Genomic DNA, 21,833 nt, shown 5'->3' with positions numbered 1-21,833 from the left:
TGCGATGAAAATTCAATGCAGCGCTTCGCCCGCTGCAGCCCGGCAGGGCTGCGGATAACAGAAAGCCTGCCACCTATGGTGACAGGCTTTCTCTATGCTGATTTTATCGAATCGGCAGCATCTTGCCGGTCTCGAAGGACTCCTTGCAGCGGTAAGCAGCCTCGGAAACGGCGGTGCCGTCATAAACGGTGAGGTCAGCCGGCTTGGTGTTGTCGCGGACATGGCCGGTGAAGGCAACCATCTCGGCTACGAAAGCCTCGTGCCAGCGGCTCATGAAGTCCGGATAATACTCCTCGCGGGAGCCGTGCTCATCCACGATATTCAGCAGGTTCTTTGCGCCGACGTTTGCAATGCGCAGCGTGCCGTGGGTGCCGATGATCTCGGTCTCGACATTGGAGCCTGCGGCATGGGTGCGGTTGGTGAACATGAAGCCCATTGCGCCGTTCTCCATCTGGATGGTAGCAGCTGCGTTGTCCGCATCGTTCAGCTCCTTGTACAGGTCGAACTCGAATACGCCGCCGATTGCCCATACATTCTTGACATCCGAGCCGGTAAACCAGCGGATGAGGTCGATATCATGTACGCACATATCGAGGTACTGACCGCCGGAGTGCGGTGCAAACTTGAGGGTAGACTCGATGGTGGAACGCGGGTCCTGCGTGTAGGAGCGAACCAGAACAACCTTGCCGATATCGCCGTTGTCAATCTTGCGCTTTGCCTCGGCGTAGGACTTGTCAAAGCGGCGCATGAAGCCAAGCTGGAAGATCAGGTCGGGATGTGCTTCGATGACCTTCTCGGCAGCCTTGCACTGTGCAACATCGGTGCCGAGCGGCTTCTCGCAGAACACATGCTTGCCGTGGTTCATGGCAATTTCAATCTGCTGGCAGTGCAGGAAGGACGGGGAAACGATAACGATCGCGTCCAGCTCCGGATTCTTGCACATTTCCTCAAAATCGGTGTAAGTATTCGGCACGCCGAGCTCTGCCGCAACTTCCTTTACGCGGTTTGCATCTACGTCGCAGATGGCTGCCAGTTCGCAGCCCGGAACCTGCGTTGCAAGGTTCTTCGCGTGCTCATAACCCAGACGACCCAGACCTACCGAACCAACCTTAACAGTTTTCATGGTATATTCTCTCCTTTTATATGTAACTCTCTCTCTTACGCGGCGGTTTTGCCGCTCTCCATTTGATGATTCTATTGTAGCGTTTCGGGGGCTGAAAAAACAGAGCATTCTTGCGAAAAGAACGCCCCTATCTGCGGGATATGAGCGGGGCTCTCGGGCAAACTTTCAAATTCTTGCGGTCGATGCAAAAAGGCAGACCCGACGGTCTGCCTTTACGCTTACGTTCTCAGCTGACATGAATGACGGCCACCGGGCAGCCGCCTGCGGCCTCCTGCGCGCCCGCCTGCTCCTCTGCGGTTTCCGGCTGATGATGGACTTCGGCAAGGCCGTCCTCCGCAATGCGGAACACGGAAGGACAGGTTCCTTCACACAGACCGCAGGAAATACAGCCGTCTCGTTCGATTGTGATGTGCATACCGATACACTCCTTTCGGAGATTCAGTTTGCCCCGTTTCCGATGATTTATGCGTTCCTGCGCGCGAGACAGCGATCGCGGATGCCGCCGAAGCCTCCCGCAGCTACGGCGCAGTCCTTCACGGTGATGGTCTGTCCCGGCCGGACAAACTGCTCCGCCCGATATACCTTATCTATATTCAGCGAACCGAAATTGATGATACGCACAGCTTTGCTCTCCTTCTCTTTTCTGGCAGTATAGCATATCCGTCCTCCAGCTGCCACTGCAAGCAGCTTTTTATTGGTATTTTCTCCAAAATCACTGAGTTGCAATTGACTTACCCGCCCAAAAGTTCTATTATTTTTTATATGTTTTTACAAGAAAGGGAGGGGACTTTTTTGAGTCGTTTATCCATTGAAACGCCGGGCAAGGCTGAGACCGTCATTGCCGGCTTGTACCGCGATATCGAGCGGCGCATCAGCGCCAGTCCTCCGGGTCTGTGTCCGGTGGATATGTCGCTGTCGTTCCTGCGTCTGTGCCATGCACAGACCTGCGGCAAATGTGTTCCGTGCCGCATCGGTCTGGGGCAGCTGACCACTCTGCTCGAGCAGGTGCTGGACTCCACCGCAACACCGGAGACCATTGACCTGATCGAGAAAACCGCCCGTGTTATTCAGGATACGGCGGACTGCGCCATCGGCTACGAGGCTGCCCGCATGGTTCTGCAGGGCGTGCAGGGCTTTCGCGATGACTACCTCTCCCATGTGGAGAGCGGCCGCTGTCTGTTCGGCTGGGATCATCCGGTGCCGTGCGTGGCGCTGTGCCCTGCCGGTGTGGATATTCCGGGCTACATTGCACTCGTGCGTGCCGGCCGTTACAATGACGCCGTGCGCCTGATCCGCAAGGACAACCCCTTCCCGACCGTATGCGGCTATGTCTGCGAGCACCCGTGCGAGGCACACTGCCGCCGCAGCATGGTGGACGATGCGGTCAACATCTGCGGCATCAAGCGCTTCGCGTGCGACCACGCGGACAACACCACGCCGCCGGACTCCGCACCCTCGACCGGCAAGCGCATCGGCATCATCGGCGGCGGACCGGGTGGTCTGTCGGCGGCGTATTTCCTGTCGCTGATGGGACACCAGGTCGTAGTCTATGACCAGCGTCCCAAGCTCGGCGGTATGCTGCGCTACGGCATTCCGGATTATCGTCTGCCGCAGGACAAGCTGGATGCGGATATCGACTTCATCCTGTCCACCGGCATTGAGGTGCACACCGGCGTTTCCATCGGCCGCGATATTTCGTTCGCTGAGATTGAGAACCAGTACGACGCGGTTTACATCTCCATCGGTGCGCATAACGACAAGAAGATCGGCATTCCCGGCGAGGACGCAGTCGGCGTACACTCCGCGGTGCAGCTGCTCCGCGACATCGGCGAGGGCCGCGTGCCGGACTTCAAGGGCAAGCGCGTCTGCGTCATCGGCGGCGGCAACGTGTCGATGGATGCAACCCGAACCGCAATCCGTCTCGGTGCCTCCGCAGTAACGTGCGTCTACCGCCGACGCGTGACCGATATGACCGCACTCGCAGAGGAGATCGAGGAAGCACAGAGCGAAGGCTGCCAGATTCTCTCGCTGCAGGCACCCGATCACATTGAGACCGATGAAACGGGCCGCGTTACCGCTCTGTGGACGCGTCCGCAGGTCATCGGTGCCTACGGCAAGGACGGTCGTCCGCGTCCCTACGATGCCGATCAGCCGCTGCTCCGCACACCGTGCGATGTCGTTATCGTAGCCATCGGCCAGTCCATCGACGCAAAGCCGTTCGAGCAGATCGCTCCGGTCGTGCGCGGCAAGATTCAGGCCGAATCCGACGCATTTGTGCCGAACACCCCGCATGTATTCGCGGGCGGCGATGCCGTTACCGGTCCGGCGACCGTTATCCGCGCGGTAGCCGCCGGCAAGGTGGCTGCGGCCAACATTGACGCACACCTCGGCTTCCGTCACGTTATCAAGAGCGATGTTGAGATTCCGGCACCGCATCTGACCAATATGCCGGCCTGCGGCCGCATCGAGCTGCGCAGCAGACCCGCCGAGGAGTGCGTCGGCAACTTTGATCTGGTAAAGTGCGGCATGACCGAGCAGGAGGTTCATCAGGAGACCTCCCGCTGTCTGCGCTGCGACCACTTCGGCTACGGTATTTTCAAGGGAGGGCGTTCTTCTAAATGGTAAATCTGACGATCAATTCTATCCCGGTGACTGTACCGGAAGGCACCACCATTCTGGATGCCGCCGCCTCTGTCGATATCGAAATCCCCAGCCTGTGCTACTTAAAAGAGCTGAACGAAATCTCCGCCTGCCGCGTCTGCTGTGTTGAGGTAGAAGGCGAGGGCAAACTGGTTCCCTCGTGCAACAACGTTGTGCGTGAAGGCATGGTCATCCACACCAATTCTCCGCGTGCACTCGAGGCGCGCCGTGTCAATATGGAGCTTATCCTCTCGCAGCACGACAACAAGTGCGCGACCTGCATCCGCTCGGGCACCTGCCAGCTGCAGAAGATCGCAAACGATATGGGCATTCTGGGTGTTTCCTACCCCACCGACCTCGCACACGGCAAAAAGGCCGACTGGACGACCACGTTCCCACTCTACCGCGATGTAAATAAATGCATCAAGTGCATGCGCTGCATTCAGGTATGCGACAAGGTGCAGTCGCTGTCCGTCTGGGATATCAGCGGCTCTGGTGCGCGCACCACCATTGATGTTTCGGAAAACCGCGTGATCAAGCAGGCGGACTGCTCGCTGTGCGGTCAGTGCATTACGCACTGCCCGACCGGTGCTCTGCGCGAGCGCGATGACACGCAGAAGGCGTATGCTGCGCTCGGTGATCCGGACCGCGTGACCATTGTGCAGATTGCTCCGGCTGTGCGCGCTGCATGGGGCGAAGCCTTCGGCATGCCGACCGGCAAGGCAACCGTCGGTCAGCTGGTGTCCGTTCTGCGCAAATTAGGCGCGGATTATGTGTTTGACACCACGTTTTCTGCCGATCTGACCATCATGGAGGAAGGCACCGAGCTGCTCCAGCGCCTGCAGGCAGGCGATCTGGACAACCAGCCGATGTTTACCTCGTGCTGCCCGGGCTGGGTGCGCTTTTTGAAGTCGCAGTTCCCGGAAATGACCGGCCGCCTGTCCACCGCCAAGTCGCCGCAGCAGATGTTCGGCGCGGTCGGCAAGACCTGGCTGGCGCACAATCTCGGCGTGGACGCGGACAAAATTTACAGCATCTCCATCATGCCGTGCATCGCAAAAAAGGCCGAGCGTGAGCTGCCGAGCATGGATTCGGCCGGTCACGGCAGCGATGTCGATCTGGTCATCACCACCCGAGAGCTGGCGCGCATGGCGCGTGCCGAGCACCTCGATGTGGAAAATATCGCGGAATCCGCGTTTGATTCTCCGCTGGGCGACGGCACCGGCGCAGGCGTTATTTTCGGCGCGACCGGCGGCGTTATGGAGGCTGCGCTGCGTTCGGCGTACTTCCTCACCACCGGCGAAAATCCGTCTCCGGATGCGTTCCGCGAGGTACGTGACGACGGCACGATCTCTCCGCTGCCGTGGCGCGAAGCGACGTTTGAGCTGGCAGGCCGGACTGTGCGCTGTGCGGTAGCGAGCGGACTGGGCAACGCGCGTCAGCTTCTGCGCTCGCTGCAGCGCCGTGAGGTACACTATGAGTTTGTAGAGATCATGGCATGCCCGGGCGGCTGTGCAGGCGGCGGCGGTCAGCCGGTGGACGGCACCGACCGCGAAAAGGCCGCCGACCGCGGCAAGGTCCTGTTCCGACTCGATCAGAATGCACCGCTGCGTTTTTCGCATGAAAATCCGGCGGTTCAAGCGCTGTACCGTGAGTATCTGGATGAGCCGTGCTCGCACAGAGCGGAGGAATTGCTGCATTGCGACCATTTCGCATGGCAGATGCCGCAGAATCCGCGATAAAAGCCGGTTCTGCAATCCCGTAGGGCGGGCTGCCCTCAGCCCGCCTCATTTGGCGGAGTTCTTATCGCATAACGGCAAAAGCACCCCGAACAAGCAAAAAAGACGCTGTATCAGCTTGATACAGCGTCTTTTTTGCGTTATTCGATATTCTGTGCGCAGATAATGGAAATTTCCGACCCCTTATTACTGTTTTCCGGCTGAATATTCTTCTGCAGCAGGTCTGCGAGCAGGCGCAGCGGCTGGCTGCCCTGCCGGAACATATCCTGTGTGATGGTCAGATCAAGCGAGCCGTCGAGCAGCATTTGCTTGCGGCGCAACGACATATCATGTGCGATTACACGCACCTGCTGATCCATGCCTGCAGCTTTGAGCGCGTCCACGCAGCCGGTAACGCTGCGGTTTGCCATATAGATGGCCGCCGGCGGATTGTCCGACTGCAGTGCTGCCGTGACGCGGTTATAGGTCAAACGGTAGTCGTTATAGGTCTCCTCAATCTCGATCTGCGAGGAAGAGAAGCCCTTTTTCTTCAGATGCTCGCAAAAGCCGTCTAAACGGGTGCGGTGGCCGTCGTACTCCAGATTGCCCGCCATCGCCAGCACACGCGCGTTTTTCGGCACGCACTTGCTGAGCAGCTCGGCGGCGATACGGCCGCTTTGTGCGTAATTTTGACCCACAAAGCACAAACGGCGGCTGTTCGGCAGATCCGAGTTGAACGTGATGCACGGAATGCCCTGTTCGGCCAATTCTCCGATGCGTGCTTCGATCGAAATATCATTTAATGCACACAGTGCGATGCCCTGCGCGCCCCAGCTTACCAGCTCGTCCAGCAGTTCGATGGTCTCGCGCGGAATATCTGTATCACAAGTGCACACACGCACCTCGACATCGCGCTTTTCCAGCTCAGAACGCGCAGCCTGAATGCCTCTCGGGACGTCCTCGTGGAACGGGCCGCTCCAGTTTGGCAAAAGCACACCCAAACGCACAGGTTTGAGCGGCAGCTTTGCCTCTGCAGCCTGCCGATGCGCCTCCTTCGGAGAAAGATAACCGGTCTCCTGAATGGCATTCAGCACGCGCGCACGCACATCTGCGCGCACATACGAACGATTATTTAATACACGGTCTACCGTGCCGCGGGAGACGCCCGCAAGCTCGGCAACCGTTTGAATGGTTGGTCTTTTGTTCATAATCCTTCACCTTTTCGTAATTGCTCTTTATACTATCCTGCATCTCTCTGCAATGTTTCTTTTCTCTGTGCTTATTATACCATATTTCTGTGCTTTGTGAAGACGCAATCTGTGCTTCCCCTCTTTCCGTGCATTTGCACACACAGCTTTCGGTGCAGATTTTCCGATATATCCGGTGTTTTATGCTCCATTTTTTCATTTTTTCAAAACCATGTGCGATATTCTGTGTTTTTCACAGAATGTGTGCTTTGTGCGACATATACAATTGCACACACCAAACCTTGTGACCACCCTCGCTTTCCACATATTTGTTTTGTATTTCTCAGTTTATACGCATTTACACGCATTTTATCCATTTATTTTGACGTTATTTCCATTTTAACGATTTTCACACAGGCAAATTGCTTGTTGACATTCCCGTACCCGCTCGCTATAATAAGCACATAAACGGCACAGAGCACACAAACGCACAGTGCTGAAAGAGAGACACGAGAAGAAAAACGAGAAAAGAAAGGGAGACTCACTATGAAAAAGAGACTGTTAGCAGCCCTGCTCACCAGCGCCCTCGCACTCAGCCTGACCGCTTGCGGCGGCAGCACCGATTCTTCTGCAGCACCCGACGGCGGCGACACCGCCTCCACCCATGACGGCCCGTACAAGATCAGCATGGTGCTCAAGACCAACGCTGCCGAGTTCTGGAACATTGTTCAGGCAGGCGCAGAGGCTTATGAGGATGAGCATCCGGATCAGGTCAGCCTGGACATCAAGGGTCCTCCGGCTGAGACCTACTACGAGGAGCAGCTCAACACCATCCAGACCGACCTTGCGGTTGAGTCCTACGATGGCTACCTGATCGCTCCGCTGCAGTCCGAGGCTGTTGCAACCGCTATCGCAAACACCGACAAGCCGGTCGTAGCATACGATACCCGCATTGATTCCGACAAGTGCCTCGCATTCGTCGGCACCGGCAACAAGGAAGCAGCCAAGGAAGGCGGCAAGGCCGCTGTTGAAGCTGCAAAGGCAGCCGGCTGGACCGATATCAAGTGCATCGAGATCGCAGGCGTACAGGGCGACGCGACCAACACCGCCCGCATGGAAGGCTACCGCGAAGGCGTAAACGAAGCCGGCGGCGAGTTCCTTGATAACGAAACCCAGTACGCAAATGCAACCGCTGACCTCGCTGTAACCGCGATGGAAGGCATCATGAGCAAGTATCCGGAGGGTGTTGCCATCATCTGCTCCAACAACGACGATATGGCACTGGCCGCAGCCCGTACCGCAAAGGGCAATCCGGCTTACGCCAACACCATTTTCCTCGGCTTTGACGGCCAGAAGTCCGCAGTAGAAGCTGTTGCAAGCGGCGAGCTGACCATGACCGCAGCCCAGAACAACTTCGACATCGGCTACAAGGCGGTCGAAACCATCGTGAAGATCCTGAACGGCGAGGACTACGGCGACGTTGACACCGGCACTGAGATCATCACCAAGGACAACGCTTCCGAGCGCCTCCAGAAGTTCGATGAATGGCTGAAATGATTCCTTGAAATGCACGCATTTCAAGGGGATGGGAAACACCGCGGCTTTGCCGCGGATGCTTCCCGAACAGAAATCAGCGCGCCGCACAGCGGCACACTGATTTCCTTACCTGTATAAAAAGTCAGGTACACGCCCCGACTTTTTATGAGAATTTCTTCGAAATCCTCAATTTTATACCGCCTACGGCGGTCTTTCTGCAAGGAACCGCGCTCCAACGCTTCTTACAGAATGAAAACCTCTCTTTATACCCCATTTTGTTTCATTTAAGGAGGAACATCCATGAAAGTAGGTATCATCGGTGCGGGCCGCATCGGTAAGGTACACGCGAAGAACATTTCCATGTTCGTACCGGAGATGGAGATCAAGACCATCGCTGACCCGTTTATGAATGAGCAGACCGAGGCATTTGCCAAGTCCTGCGGCATCCCGAACACCACCAAGGATGCAAACGACATCCTGAACGACCCTGAGATCGAAGCAGTGCTCATCTGCTCCTCGACCGACACCCATTCCAAGTACATCATCGAGGCTGCTCACGCTGGCAAGCACATCTTCTGCGAGAAGCCGATCGACTATGATCTGTCCAAGGTTCACGCTGCCATTAACGCAGCCAAGGAGGCTGGCGTAAAGCTGCAGATCGGTTTCTGCCGCCGCTTCGACCACAACCACCGCGCAGTATACGACATGGTTCGTGACGGCAAGGTCGGCAAGGTAAATATCATCAAGATCTCCTCCCGCGACCCGGAGCCGCCTCCGGTATCCTACGTTAAGGTTTCCGGCGGTATCTTCTATGATATGATGATCCATGACTTCGATATGGCCCGCTTCCTCGCAGGCAGCGAAGTTACCGAGGTAAACGCAGTTGGTTCCGTACTGGTCGATCCGGGCATCGGCGAGGCCGGCGACGTTGACACCGCACTCGTTACCCTCAAGTTCGCAAACGGCGCAATCGGCGTGATCGACAACAGCCGCAAGGCAGTTTACGGTTACGACCAGCGCGTTGAGGTATTCGGCTCCGAAGGCTGTGCCGAGGACCAGAACGACACCCCGAACACTGCTGTTCTGTCCACTGCGGACGGCGCAGTTCACGGCGTTGCCTACAAGGTCATGTGGGATCGCTACACCGGCGCATTCGTTGCCGAGATGCAGGCATTCGCGGATGCCGTTATCAATGACAAGGAAACCCCGGTTACCGGCGAGGACGGCCTGTATCCGGTACTGATGGCCGCAGCTGCTACCCAGTCGCTGCATGAGGGCCGCCCGGTCAAGATCTCCGAGATCGAGGCTTGATCACGGTTTAATTTCATACCACGCACACAGTCTAAGCAATGTGCTCAAACCGTTGGTGCGCTATGCACCAACGGTTTTTCTATGCAAATTTGAGGGAGTTTGAACAGAGAAAATGGTATTCACTTGCGTAACCTTTGTATTTTTTACGATTTTAGTTGCGGTCATCTCCTATGTAAAGACCAAGGGTGATGACCAGACCACTGCCGATGGCTACTTTCTGGCGGGACGCGGTCTGCCGGGCATCGTTATCGCGGGCTCGCTGCTGCTGACCAACCTTTCCGCAGAACAGCTCGTCGGCACGAACGGACAGACATGGGCGATCGGCATGAGCCCGATGGCATTCGAAGTCATGGCAGCCACCGCGCTGATCGTGCTGGCGCTGTTTGCCGCGCCGCGCTATCTGAAAAGCGGCATTACCACCATTCCGCAGCTGCTCGGCGAACGCTACGACCGACCCACCAAGCTGTGGTTCTCCATCGCGTACATTATTCTATACCTGTTCGTGCAGATTCCGGTCATTCTGTACTCCGGTTCGCTGGTATTTGAAAACATTTTCAACCTGTCCGGCACGCTCGGCATTACCAAGTTCCAGTCTATCATTATTCTCTGCATTCTGATCACCATCATCGGTTCGATCTACGCCATCTTCGGCGGTCTGAAGGCGGTTGCGGTATCGGATACCATCAACGGCGTCGGTCTGCTGATCGGCGGACTGATGATCCCGTTCCTCGCGCTCAACGTGCTCGGTCATGCCTCCGGCAGCGACAGCGGCGTTGCCATCATGGACGGCGTGCGCTACCTGATCCACAACCACGCCGATATGCTCAACTCCATCGCACCCGCGCAGAGCGAAGCACCGGCCGTTCCGTGGCCGACCGTTTTCCTCGGTCTGGTATTCCTCGGCTTCCAATCGTGGTGCACGCATCAGTCGTTCATCCAGCGCGTGCTCGCTGCTGAAAACCTCAAGGAAGCACAGAAGGGTGCACTCTACTGCGCGTTCCTGAAAATCCTCGGCTTTATGTTCCTTGCGTTGCCGGGTGTTATCGCTTACGCGATCTTCAACATCGAGGGCACGCAGGTATCCATGATGGATGACGCATATCCGGCACTGATCACCCGCGTTGTTCCCCAGCCGGTCATGGGCTTTTTCGCAGCCGTTATGTTCGGCGCGATCCTGTCCTCGTTCAACTCGGTGCTCAACTCGGTCAACACCATGTTCACGATGGACATCTACAAGGAATTCATCAACAAGAACGCCAGCGATAAAAAGCTGGTCTCGGTCGGCAAGAATATCGGCATTGTGTTCGCAATCTTCTCGATGATCGTCGGTCCGATGGTCTACTTCTTCCCTGCCGGACTCAAGACCTTCCTCGATTCGTTCGTTATGCTGGTCGGTCTGCCGGTCCTGTCCGGTGTATTCGGCGGCTTCTTCTTCAACTGCCTGCCGAAGTACAGCGCACGCTTCATCATGGTATTCCACATCATCTGCTATGGCGGCTTCATGCTCCTGTCTCCCAGCTATTCGCTGTTCGGCGGCAACGAGGGCACCATGCACTATCTGTACGCCGTATCCGTTCTGTGGCCGCTTGAAATGCTGATCATGTACCTCATGCACCGTCACAATAAGCGCAAGGGTGCTGAGGTTTGGGTACAGGAGGACGTCGGCGCGGTAGACCTGACGCCGTGGAAGTACCGCAATATCGTCAGCGTGATCGTTATCGTGTGCGTGCTGCTGGTTTATCTGGCATTCTCTCCGCTCGGCATCGGAGCATAATTTTTGGAAAGCAGCGTTGCATATCCGCTGCGCTTGATGTATCATCAATTTAAAAGAGTAAGACAACCGAAACAAGAAAATTTGGAGGTAATTTATTATGGCACTGAGAAAATGCGCTTGCATTGATACCCTTTACACCGAGCTGGACTGGCTCGACCGTTTCCAGGCTGCAAAGAACGACGGCTTTGAGGCCGTAGAGTTCTGGGACTGGCGTATCCGCGATCTGGATGCGACCCGCGAGGCTGCTGAGAAGGCTGGCATCGCCATCTCCGGCTTCAACGGTGATGCGGATTTCTCGCTGGTAGATCCGACCCACAAGCAGAAGTACCTCGACTACCTCAAGGAGTCCATCGCGGCTGCAAAGAAAGTCGGCGCTTCGAGCGTTACCATCCACTCCAACGCACTGGGCGATGGCGGCATTGTAGTAAACCACTACGATAACCTTTCCCACACCGTAAAGCTGTGCTCGATGTACGACACGCTGCTCGCCTGCGCTGAGCTGGCCGAGAAGGAAGAGATCAACCTCAACCTCGAGGCGCTGAACATCACCACCGACCACGTCGGCAACTTCCTCGCTACCACCCAGATGGGCGCTGAAATCGTTCGTCTGATCGGCTCTCCGCGTCTCAAGCTGCTGTATGATGTATACCACATGCAGATCAACGAGGGCTGCATCTGCGATACCATCTCCAACTACGGCGACACCTTCGGCCACATTCACGTTGCTGATGCTCCGGGCCGTCATGAGCCGGGCACCGGTGAGATCAACTATAAGAAGGTTATCCGTCACCTCGAGGAGTGCGGCTACACCGGCCGTGTCGGCTATGAGCTGTTCCCGCTGACCGATACCGCAACCGCCGTTAAGGCCATCATGGAAAACGCCTAAATCTCTCTTTCTTTCAAGTCCCTGTGCTGTATGGTACAGGGACTTCTGTTATGCTATGAGGCAGGCATATCGAACCCGCAAATCAAAATCTTTGACCGCATCCTGCATTTTCATGCTATAATAAAACCGCAAAGATAAAAACGCAACGTGCACTCCGTGCACCAGAGCCGGTAGGTAGCCCGGCCGTCCTGCTTTTGCAGGGTAAGTAACCTGCCCCTCCGGGTTGTCCATTCTTTGTTCATTTATTTTTCAGGAGGGAAAAACAATGGACAAAGTAATTGGCAGACTGACCGTATTTTTTGAGGACCCATTCTGGGTCGGTGTATTCGAGCGGATCGAAAACGGCAGGTTATCCGTGGCAAAGGTAACCTTCGGCGCAGAGCCGAAGGAGCCGGAGCTGCTGATTTACCTGCTGCGGCACTACTACCGATTGCAATTCAGTCCGGCTGTTGAGACTGCCGTAAAGCCTGCGCACCGCAATCCCAAACGGGCACAGCGGGAAGCCGGACGGCAGACTGCGCCAATCGGCATCGGCACCAAATCGCAGCAGGCGCTGCAGCTCCAGCAGGAGCAGAACAAGCAGGCGCGCAAGCGCCGAAGCCGTGCGCGCAAACAAGCCGAGGCCAAACGGCTTTATGCACTCAAACAGCAGCAAAAACGCGAAAAGCACAAAGGACATTAGTCCTTTGTGCTTCATCCTGTCGAAAAAGCTGCATTTCGACTCTTTTGCTTCGTGCGGCAGCACGCATAAAATAGAATTTGCGGAGCAAATTCATAAATTCCGAGAGCATGGTCCAGACCACCCTCTCTTGCCGCTATGCGGCAATTCACCTTGTGTATCTCGGAATTTATACAAGGGAAGAAAAAATGTGCCTGCAAGGCGCGTTTTTTCTTCGGAATTCGATCGAAAGCGTGGTTTCGATCGAGAGGCTGCTCGAAAAACGTTAGTTTTTCGACAGCTTCAAGCACAAAGGACATTAGTCCTTTGTGCTTTTTCATTCCACTTAGAGAAAACCAAGCAAATGCTGCATTGCAATGCTGACGCACGCAATAGCGACCCAGCAGCAAAAGCCCATGAAAATCGGCTTGCCCCCGGTCTTGACCAGCTTTACGATATTGGTATTCATGCCGATAGCCGCCATCGCCATAACGATGAAGAACTTGGACAACGTCTTGAGCGGCGTAAACACGCCTGCCGGTACGCCGACCGTGGTGCACACCGTGGTGATGATGGACGCGAGCACGAAGTACAAAATAAACATCGGGAACGCGCGCTTGAGCGAGAAGGCTTCGCCGCCCTTGCTCTGCTCGGTCTTGGCCTTGTGGGTGCGCCACAGCGCCAGCACGAGCGTAATCGGGATGATCGCCAGCGTGCGCGTCAGCTTGACGATGGTGGCGATTTCCAGCGTGTTGCTGCCGTGAATGCCGTCCCACGCGGAAGCGGCTGCCGTTACGGACGAGGTATCGTTGACCGCCGTGCCCGCAAACAGGCCGAAACCGTGATCGGTCATGCCGAGCATGCCGCCGAGCGTCGGGAAGGTCAGCGCCGCGATGACGTTGAACAGAAAAATGACCGAAATCGCCTGCGCGATCTCCTCATCGTCCGCACCGATGACCGGAGCGGTTGCCGCGATTGCCGAGCCGCCGCAGATGGACGAGCCGACACCGACCAGCGTCGAGATATTGGACGGCACCTTCATTGCCTTGCACAGCACGAACGACACGATCAGCGAGGTACCGATCGTCGAAACGATGATGGGCAGCGACTGTGCGCCGACCTTTGCAATCTCGGACAGGTTAAGACCGAAGCCGAGCAGGATAACCGCGTACTGCAGCACCTTTTTCGAGGTAAAGCCGATGCCCGGCTGCACCTTGGTCTTGTCCTTCCAGAACAGTGTGAGCACCATGCCGATCAGGATGGAGAATACCGGTCCGCCGACAACCGGCACCGCCTGTCCCAGCAGCCATGCCGGAATCGCAATGCACAGGCACAGCAACAGTCCGGCGCCGTTTTTCTTAAGAAATTCCATTGTTTTACCCCTTTCATAAGCCGAATACCAGTATACACTATCTCGGCGGTGCAGTTCAATACTTAGTTTCGGCAAAGGGCAAAAGAAATCAGCCTGTACGCTGTGTACAGGCTGATTCAGAGGGTTTCAGCAGATTTTAGAATTCATACGGCGGATTTCCGGAGAAATCAGCGATACTGCCGTGTGCATCCTCGAGATAGAACACCTCGAAGATCGGGTTGGTCGCCTCGCCGTACTGGCTCTTGACGATCGGATTTGCGATGCACATCTCCTTGGCAGCCATGTTGTTCTCGAAAACAGCCTTGCCGTGCAGGCGAATCCATGCGTACTCCGGGCTGGAAACCGAGATTTCGATCTCCGGGTTGCTCTGCATGTCCTTGTAAACGTCCTTCGTGTTGTTCGTGCAGAACCACAGCTTGCCGTCCATCTCGCCCGAGAACATGAACGGGCGGCACTTTGCCTTGCCGTCACGGCCTACGGTTGCCAGATACTGTACCGGATTCGCCTGCAGAAATTCTACGACCTTGCTCATGATAAATACCTCCATGAAAATTTTATTTTCTTTTTCTATATTGGGATTGCTTTTCCCTTTCGGTGATTCTATAATAAAGCCGTAGTGACAATCTGTAAAGTAAGCACAATATTGTGGTGTAGTTACCCAAAAGATACTATTGGCGCAAATCGCGTTAACAAGGAGGTTTTTCTCATGGAACTGACCGAATCGACCGCAAAACAGGAACTGCCCGCCTGCCCTGTCGAGACCACGCTGACGCTCATCAGCGATAAATGGAAGGTGCTCATCCTGCGTGACCTGATGAACGGCACCCTGCGTTTCGGCGAACTGAAAAAGTCCATCGGGCACGTCACGCAGAAGGTTCTGACCGCACAGCTGCGCCAGATGGAGGCCAGCGGTTTGCTGACGCGCAAGGTCTATGCCGAGGTGCCGCCGCGCGTGGAATACACGCTGACCGAACTCGGGTACAGCCTGAAACCCGTGATGGACGCCCTGTGGAAATGGGGAGAAAATTATCAGGCACAGTGCCGTTAATCCGGCTTTCTATCCGTAAAAACAACTTTCAGGAGGAAAATCATGCCTCATATTTTAATGATCGCCACCGGCGGCACGATTGCGTGCTGCGAGACCGAACGCGGTCTTTCCCCCGCTCTGGACAGCGCCGCACTGCTCGGCGCACTGCCCGAACTGTCTGCGCTGTGCACAGTTGAAACGCTCAATCTCATGCAACTGGACTCGACCGACGTGACCGCCGCCGACCGTCAGCGCATGGCACAGGCGGTCTGGCAAAACCGTGAGAAATTCGACGGCTTTGTGCTCACGCACGGTACGGATACGCTTGCGTACACCGCCGCGCTGCTCACCCACCTGCTGCCGCATTTCGACAAGCCGCTCGTGCTGACCGGCTCCATGCTGCCGATGGGCGTGCCGGACTCGGATGCGCCGCGCAATCTGCTGGATGCGTTCCGCACTGCGGCAGACGGACGCGCAGGCGTGTACGCCGTGATGAACGGTCAGATTCTGCACGGCATCCACGTTTTCAAGCAGCATTCGACTGAGATTAGCGCATTTCTCTCGGCAAATGCCGCACCGGCAGGCGAAATCCGTGAGAGTGAAGTACACTGGAACACACCTGCGCCTGTCCCCTCCGGTGAACCGAAACTTGTAGAACAAATCGACACCCACATCCTTCCGGTGCGCCTGACCCCCGATCTCGACCCGTCATTCTTCTCCGTGCTGCTCGGCTACCCCAAGGTCGTACTCGAAGCCTTCGGCGCAGGCGGCGTACCCGCCCGTTTGGAAGCCGCCGTGCGTGATCTGATCCAAAGCGGCACGCGCGTGTATATCACCACGCAGTGCCCGGAAGGCGGCGTACACCTGCACAAATACGAGGTTGGACGCCGTGCCGAAGCACTCGGTGCGATTTCTCTCGGCAGCCGTACCTTCGAGGACGCGCTCGGTGCACTCATGTGCGGTGAATTGTAAGATGTTCTGCCCGCAAAGTACAATAGAGTCAGAATAGCCAGCCGTATAGAACGACTTCGCCTGTCCAACGGGGCAGCCTGTCCGAAATCACACAAAAATCCCGCCTTCTCACGCGAGAAAGCGGGATTTTTCTTTACTGTGCATTCTCCTTGCTGAACGGCAGAATGTGCATCCGATACTTATGCTTATCAACCAGCAGCGTTCTATCCGCGATCGGCATGATATCCGAAACCTTATCCGGCGGGGTGCAGATGATCGCCTGCAGACCCATTTTGCGCAGCAGACGCACGCTTTCGATGATGCGTTCGCTGTCCATCTTGTTGAATGCCTCATCGAACACGACCAGACGCACCGTGTTGCCGAAGCTGGACGTATCGCTCACGCGGTACAGCTGCGCGAACGAGGCCAGAACCGCAATATAGAATGGCGTCTGCGTCTCCCCGCCCGACTTGGTGTTGAGCGTCTGCGACAGCAGCTGCTTGGAGCCGTTCTGATCGGTGGTCTCCAGATCAAACTTCAGATAGGTGCGGAAGTCGGTGTACCGCTCGATGTTCTCCTGCAGCTCACTCTGCTTGCGGGCGTTGAGCTGGGTATCGTCCGCCATGGTGATCTGGCTGAACAGCTTGTCGATCAGCGGACCGTATTTCTCCTGAAACTGTGCGGAAAACAGCGTAATATCGCCTTCCATCAGCTCCGGCGCCATAATCATGTCGTAATATTCGGCATAATCCGGATTGCGGTCCACGCGGAACTGGTAGCTGTCCGTACCGAACTGCGCCTGCCGCAGTGCCCGATTGAGGTTCTTGACCTGATCCTGCACCTGCTCGATGCTGCTTTTCAGCTTGGACAGGAAGTCGTTCTGGAACTGCTCCATCGCACTCTCGCGTGCGGCACGGATTTTGGTGCGGTACTGCGGCAGCTCGCTTTCCTCGAGCACACGGCGTTCCGCATCGAACTCCGCATTGTCGTCTGCCTCCACGCAGAACGAGCACGGCCCCAACCGCTCGACATATTCTCGGCGTGCCCGCAGGAGTGCCGCGCGGGCGTTCTCCATCTCGTTGACAACCTGTGCATGGTGATTGCTGAAATTGCGGTACACGATGTCCGGCCGGTGCAGACGCTCCAGCTCCTGCCGGTAGCGCGGCAGACCGATATCATCGCGGTAGGTCTCCGAGAAGCTTTCCGCCAGCCTGCGCTCCATTTCGGTGCGGCTGCGGTACTGCTCGGGCAGGATTTCCTCGTCCAGCTGACGAATACGCTCCTCCAGTCTGGCCTTGTGTGCGATCTGCACCTCGCGCTGACGACTCAGCGCCGCAATCTCGTCGCTGATTTCGGCGATCAGCTGCTTCTGCTGCTCCAGCCACAGCAGGTCGAGATGGGAAATCTGCTCGTCGATCGCGTTGATCTCCTCCTCCAGTTCCGCGCGGTACAGAAAATCCGCCTGCCGCTGCGGTACGATATTTCGCACATAATATGGCGTCAGCATGGGCGTTTTCTGCTGAGAAACTGCCTGCCAAATGGGTTTCCTGTGCGAAATATTCTCCTGCAGACCGGCGGCTTCCTCTTCCAGACGAGAGATACGCAGCGTGACCGCATGACGGCCGATGAACGCATCCTCCATACGGTCTCTGCGGAGCGCACGCGCCACATAGCCCTGATACAGCATGCCCTCATCTGTGATAGCGGTTCGATGCCCGCGCAGCTGCTCAACCGTGTCACAGCACATCACACGTCCGAGCAGATAATCCATGTAGGTTCGCGCAAGCGCGTTCCCGGTCTCCACCTTTTCCGCAAGACTGCCGCTCTGCGGGTCAATATGCTCACGCTCGCGCAGTGTGCCGATATCGACCAGACCGTAGGCGTTCAGGCTCTTTTCCCACTTAAGTTTGTTGTAAATACGCAAAGCCTGTTCGTAATATGCCGGTTCGACCAGAAAATAAAACTTCTGGTTGTTGAGATAGCCTTCCACGGCTCCGCGCCAGCGCTCATCCTCAATTTCCAGCACATCCGCAAGAATATCTACCGCAACCGGCGCTCCCGCCTGCTGCTCCAGTTTCTCCGCCAGTTTGGCACGGAACAGCAGCAGTCCGCGCGGATAATCCTTGATATTCCTGCGCAGATTGGCAAGCGCAGTCTGCTTTTCGGTCAGCTGCTGCTGCAGCTCTGCAACCTTATCGCCAAGCTGATGCGCCGCCTTCGCCAGCGCGTCCGACAGGGTCGCTGCCGCCTGCCGGGCGTCCTCGAATACGGTCTGCTCCTGACCGAAGATCGCGCATTCGCCGCTCGACAGCCGTGCGTAGGTGCGCTGCACCTGCTCTGCCGCCTGCTGCACCGGAACGAGCACATCCTCGGCGTCCCACGCAAGCGCGGTCTCACACAGGTGCGTCAGCCGCAGCGCCTCCCGCTTGATCTCAAGTGCGTCGCGCTCCATCTCCTGCACCAGCTTGCTCTGCTCGGTCAGCAGCGACTGCTTCTGATTTTCCAGCCGCTCGCGCTCCTGATAGGTGTCGCTCTGCGCATAATCGCGGTCCAGCTGACGGCGGCGTTCCTCCTTCGCCTGCACCTGCCCGGCCAAATCCTCAATCGCGGTGTCCGCCGCGGTCAACTCGGACAGGCAGTTTCGCTTTTCCTGCTCGCGGCTGTCGATCTGCGCCTGCATGTCCTCCTTCTGCGCCCACTGCACAAGGAAGGACTGCACGCGCCAGCGGTCCACCGAGCGCGTCATTTCGCGGTACAGAGTGCTGATCTCCTGCAGCGCGGTCAGCTTTTCCTCCTGCTGCTGCGCCAGCTGCTCGTGCCGCTTGTAGTTGCGGATATTCTGCTGCATGGCTTCGATGTCCGGCTTATCCGGAATATCGCAGATATTTTCGGTGATAAACTGCTGAATATCCACGATTGGACGGAACGACACCGCCTTTTTCATCATGCGGAGCACCTGCTCGTTGTGTACGTTCCACCGCGAGAGCATGTTGCGGCGGTACTCCCACTGGGTATCGTACACCTCGGCGCGGGAGAAATTCTGCTTGAGGAATTTGCGCAGATCGTGAATATCCATCGCCTCGCCGTCCTCGACAAAGCAGTTTTCCGGCAGTTTTCCGACGTAGATAAAGAAATGGTCGTGGCGGCTGCCGTCACTGCGGCAATCGAACATCACGCCGCACACGAAACTATTGTGTTCCACATCGTCCTCAAACTCGCAGACAATATAGGTCGAAAAGTCCTTGCCTCGGCGGGAATACGGGTTATTCTCGTCCATATCGGCACGCAGATAGCCGTCCAGCGTGCGCTGTGAGCGCTCATTCGCCGCCAGATTAAAGTTGCGCGCATTGGTCTCACCCAGGAGAACGATCTGCAGCGCGTCAATCACCGTGGACTTGCCTGCGCCGTTTTTGCCGGTCAGAAAGTTCACGTCGCCGACCTCGATGACCTCCTTGCTGAAATACAGCCAGTTAATCAGCAGAATCTTCTTCAGTTTCTTCATCGGCGGTCTCCTCCTTTCGCAGCACGGCTGCGACCTCATTCAATCGTTCGCTCGAAACAGCGGTCTGAATGGTCGGCAGAATGGCAAATCTGCAGTCAGCCTGATTAAATTTCCCCTCGATGCGCTGCAGGATCGAGTGGTTTTCAAACACGGTCAGCGCCCGCTTGACCTCCTCCATATTCGGCTTAGCCGGCAGGATAGCGTAGTCGGTTACGATCTTTTCGAGCACCTCGCGCACGCTGCAGAGCGCGTCCTGCTCGAGTCCCAGTCGCTCCTGGCTTTCGTCGTACAGCATGCGCAGAGCGAGCAGAATCGCGGTCTCGCGCTTGGACAGGATGCACCGGTTGGCTTCATCTGTGTTCAGCACATAAAAGTAGCCGTTTATGTCGTCGCGCCGCAAATCCCAGTCAAGCAGGTTGAGATACTCGCGCACGGACTCATAATGAATGGATAAAAAAGTGTAGTCCGGGTTGCTCACCCGTCCCCTGCCCGGACGGTACAGCGTGCGCACCACATAGGTGCGGCTGAGCAGCTGATTGCACACCGCTTTGAACTGCTCCAGTTCCTTTGCGGTAGCGGTATTCAGAAATTCCAAATTCATTCGTTGTTCTCCTTCCGGCTGATCTGCAGTTCCGGAATAGCATAGCCGTTTTCCCGGCGTTCGCCGTCCAGCTCCTGCACCGTGAAATCCGCCGAGCGGTCGCCGCCGGTCAGCACCGCCAGCAGGCTCATCACATAGTCCTTATCATTCTTGAGCGGAATATCCTCCGAGCGGCACACATCGCTTTCACCGAGCCATCCCTGCACATACGCCGCGATGGCGCCGCGGCCATACTCCGAGCGCAAAAGTGCAGCCGCCTTTGCGGCTGCTGCCGTATCCGCTTCGGTTTCCTGCACGAGCACAGGCGCGGCCTTTGTCCGCTTGCCCGGACGCTTGCGGTACCACAGGCTGCTCTCGGACAGATAGGTCTGCTCGCACAGCCGGAACACCGGCTGAATCGTGTCCACCAGATCGGCGGCTCGCCGGTTGCGCGACAGCGCGGTCAGCACCGTGTGCAGGTTGCCGCGGATATTCTGATCTCGGTTGGTCAGGTTTTCGATCTTCTGCGTAGCCGCACGCGTGTAGCGGCGCACCTGTGCGTCGATCTCATCCAGATAATCACGCTCGAGATTGTCGTAGCACTCCTGTATCCAGTAAATTTTGCGAAGAAGATCGGCACGGCAGTCCTCCGGCGTGTCCCCTCGGCGGTCAGCCAAAGCGGCATTCGCCATGGCGATGAGCAGTTCATCATTCTCCGCCCAGTCTGTCAGCACATTTTGTATCGGCACACGGTATTTCGGCACGGAATCCTTGATCTTGAGCGGACGGATGTACGCCTCCATCACCTTCTGCCCGAAATCATCAAAGTGCGATGCGAGCACGTCCCCGACATTGTGCATGTCGATCTGCATCTGGAAATAATGCTTGACGTTATGATACACCATCTGCAGCAGGTTGATGAGCGCGCGCGTGTTGTCATATGCGCCGTAGACAGCAGCCATTTTGTCATACACGCTGTCCGACTCATGTGCGACCTTGAGCGTGGAATAGGTGCCGAACACATACGAATAGCCGCGTGCAGGCGTGTCCTCGCGCAGCGCGTGGAACAGCTCGAGCAAACGGCTGCTGTGGCCCGGAACCGTAATATATTCCCGAAAGTCTGTGCCGCGCTCCTTTTCAAACCAGCCCTTGCTGCCCAGCTTGCGAATGAGGAAACGGGCACGGCCGGAAATATCGCGCAGCTCGTCCTCGTCAATGTCCTCGCCCTCGAAGGTAGCCTCGGCCAGCTGCTGCTCCAGTCTGCTCCGCAGCATGGAATACAGCATATCCTCGGGCAGCTTCAGCTTTTCGCGGTACGCCGTGTACAGCACATCGAGCGCATCCGCGTACAGCGCACGGTTCGGTGACGCCAGCGGTGAAAACAGCTCGTCCGGCACGGCTTCAAAAAATTTCATGTCCTCTATCCTCCTCTGCGGCGCAAAACGATAGATTCGGCACGCAAATTGCTTTTCTATACAAAAATATTATACAATTTTCAAGGAAAAATTACAATGATGAAATCCGTTCCCCGCGTATTGCACCGCTGTCCGCCGCATGATAAGATAATG

General features: G+C 56.6%; 18 protein-coding genes. 9 read left to right on the top strand and 9 right to left on the bottom strand.

All coding sequences use genetic code 11. From position 1 onward, the window contains the following. Positions 1 to 103: 103 nt before the first annotated feature. From DWZ82_RS00165 to DWZ82_RS15030, 3 genes are all read right to left on the bottom strand, one after another. The gene (locus DWZ82_RS00165) at positions 104 to 1,123 is read right to left on the bottom strand and encodes a Gfo/Idh/MocA family oxidoreductase (protein WP_117750994.1); all 1,020 of its coding nucleotides are present in this window, start codon (positions 1,121 to 1,123) and stop codon (positions 104 to 106) included. A gap of 226 nt (positions 1,124 to 1,349) precedes the next feature. After that, complete coding sequence (locus DWZ82_RS00160) at positions 1,350 to 1,538, bottom strand: ferredoxin (protein WP_110435494.1); 189 nt, start codon at positions 1,536 to 1,538, stop codon at positions 1,350 to 1,352. Positions 1,539 to 1,585: 47 nt separating this feature from the next. After that, a complete protein-coding gene (locus tag DWZ82_RS15030; protein WP_158575042.1) occupies positions 1,586 to 1,744 on the bottom strand; it encodes a hypothetical protein in 159 nt (52 codons plus the stop codon). 171 nt (positions 1,745 to 1,915) lie between these two features. Here DWZ82_RS15030 and DWZ82_RS00155 point away from each other — a divergent pair, with 171 nt between their 5' ends. Beyond that, positions 1,916 to 3,748: an NAD(P)-binding protein gene (locus DWZ82_RS00155; protein WP_110435496.1), complete on the top strand. Its 1,833-nt coding sequence runs from the start codon at positions 1,916 to 1,918 to the stop codon at positions 3,746 to 3,748. Next, entirely contained in the window at positions 3,742 to 5,505 is a 1,764-nt protein-coding gene (locus DWZ82_RS00150) for a [FeFe] hydrogenase, group A (RefSeq protein WP_118477943.1), read from the top strand. The genes DWZ82_RS00155 and DWZ82_RS00150 overlap by 7 nt, the downstream gene beginning before the upstream one ends. A 137-nt stretch (positions 5,506 to 5,642) precedes the next feature. On the opposite strand, the gene DWZ82_RS00145 is transcribed toward DWZ82_RS00150, so the two are convergent. Continuing rightward, positions 5,643 to 6,689 carry a LacI family DNA-binding transcriptional regulator gene (locus tag DWZ82_RS00145; protein WP_118477941.1) on the bottom strand — a complete coding sequence of 349 codons (1,047 nt, stop codon included), beginning with the start codon at positions 6,687 to 6,689 and terminating at the stop codon, positions 5,643 to 5,645. Positions 6,690 to 7,214: 525 nt separating this feature from the next. Between DWZ82_RS00145 and DWZ82_RS00140 the strand changes: the two genes are divergently transcribed. The 5 genes from DWZ82_RS00140 (at position 7,215) to DWZ82_RS00120 (ending at position 12,857) form a co-directional block, all read left to right on the top strand. Further along, positions 7,215 to 8,225 carry a sugar ABC transporter substrate-binding protein gene (locus DWZ82_RS00140; protein ID WP_118477939.1) on the top strand — a complete coding sequence of 337 codons (1,011 nt, stop codon included), beginning with the start codon at positions 7,215 to 7,217 and terminating at the stop codon, positions 8,223 to 8,225. Between the two features lie 279 nt (positions 8,226 to 8,504). Continuing rightward, complete coding sequence (iolG, locus tag DWZ82_RS00135) at positions 8,505 to 9,515, top strand: inositol 2-dehydrogenase (RefSeq protein ID WP_118477937.1); 1,011 nt, start codon at positions 8,505 to 8,507, stop codon at positions 9,513 to 9,515. A gap of 112 nt (positions 9,516 to 9,627) precedes the next feature. After that, the gene (locus DWZ82_RS00130) at positions 9,628 to 11,289 is read left to right on the top strand and encodes a solute:sodium symporter family transporter (RefSeq protein WP_118477935.1); all 1,662 of its coding nucleotides are present in this window, start codon (positions 9,628 to 9,630) and stop codon (positions 11,287 to 11,289) included. Positions 11,290 to 11,386: 97 nt separating this feature from the next. After that, positions 11,387 to 12,175 carry a TIM barrel protein gene (locus DWZ82_RS00125; RefSeq protein WP_118477933.1) on the top strand — a complete coding sequence of 263 codons (789 nt, stop codon included), beginning with the start codon at positions 11,387 to 11,389 and terminating at the stop codon, positions 12,173 to 12,175. Between the two features lie 265 nt (positions 12,176 to 12,440). Continuing rightward, complete coding sequence (locus tag DWZ82_RS00120; RefSeq protein ID WP_118284574.1) at positions 12,441 to 12,857, top strand: YjdF family protein; 417 nt, start codon at positions 12,441 to 12,443, stop codon at positions 12,855 to 12,857. A gap of 322 nt (positions 12,858 to 13,179) precedes the next feature. Here the strand turns inward: DWZ82_RS00120 and DWZ82_RS00115 are convergent, their stop codons facing one another. Further along, on the bottom strand, positions 13,180 to 14,205 hold the full coding sequence (locus tag DWZ82_RS00115; RefSeq protein WP_118360084.1) for a YeiH family protein: 1,026 nt from the start codon (positions 14,203 to 14,205) through the stop codon (positions 13,180 to 13,182). Positions 14,206 to 14,341: 136 nt separating this feature from the next. Continuing rightward, positions 14,342 to 14,737 carry a pyridoxamine 5'-phosphate oxidase family protein gene (locus DWZ82_RS00110; RefSeq protein ID WP_118477931.1) on the bottom strand — a complete coding sequence of 132 codons (396 nt, stop codon included), beginning with the start codon at positions 14,735 to 14,737 and terminating at the stop codon, positions 14,342 to 14,344. A 174-nt stretch (positions 14,738 to 14,911) separates the two neighbouring features. On the opposite strand from DWZ82_RS00110, the gene DWZ82_RS00105 reads away from it, so the two are divergent. After that, positions 14,912 to 15,253: a winged helix-turn-helix transcriptional regulator gene (locus DWZ82_RS00105; RefSeq protein ID WP_110435506.1), complete on the top strand. Its 342-nt coding sequence runs from the start codon at positions 14,912 to 14,914 to the stop codon at positions 15,251 to 15,253. Between the two features lie 42 nt (positions 15,254 to 15,295). Further along, complete coding sequence (locus DWZ82_RS00100; RefSeq protein WP_118477929.1) at positions 15,296 to 16,204, top strand: asparaginase; 909 nt, start codon at positions 15,296 to 15,298, stop codon at positions 16,202 to 16,204. Positions 16,205 to 16,337: 133 nt separating this feature from the next. On the opposite strand, the gene DWZ82_RS00095 is transcribed toward DWZ82_RS00100, so the two are convergent. The 3 genes from DWZ82_RS00095 to DWZ82_RS00085 are packed head-to-tail and all read right to left on the bottom strand — an operon-like array spanning position 16,338 to position 21,680. Then, entirely contained in the window at positions 16,338 to 19,685 is a 3,348-nt protein-coding gene (locus DWZ82_RS00095) for an ATP-binding protein (RefSeq protein WP_118477927.1), read from the bottom strand. Then, on the bottom strand, positions 19,654 to 20,286 hold the full coding sequence (locus DWZ82_RS00090; RefSeq protein ID WP_118477925.1) for a DUF4194 domain-containing protein: 633 nt from the start codon (positions 20,284 to 20,286) through the stop codon (positions 19,654 to 19,656). The genes DWZ82_RS00095 and DWZ82_RS00090 overlap by 32 nt, the downstream gene beginning before the upstream one ends. Next, a complete protein-coding gene (locus DWZ82_RS00085) occupies positions 20,283 to 21,680 on the bottom strand; it encodes a Wadjet anti-phage system protein JetA family protein (protein ID WP_118477923.1) in 1,398 nt (465 codons plus the stop codon). Before DWZ82_RS00085 ends, DWZ82_RS00090 begins: the two co-directional genes overlap by 4 nt. Positions 21,681 to 21,833 lie beyond the last annotated feature (153 nt).

This window comes from Butyricicoccus sp. AF35-5AC, assembly GCF_003477715.1.
In the GTDB taxonomy this organism is placed as follows: domain Bacteria; phylum Bacillota; class Clostridia; order Oscillospirales; family Butyricicoccaceae; genus Agathobaculum; species Agathobaculum butyriciproducens.
This window is presented reverse-complemented; position numbering and strand designations above follow the sequence as displayed.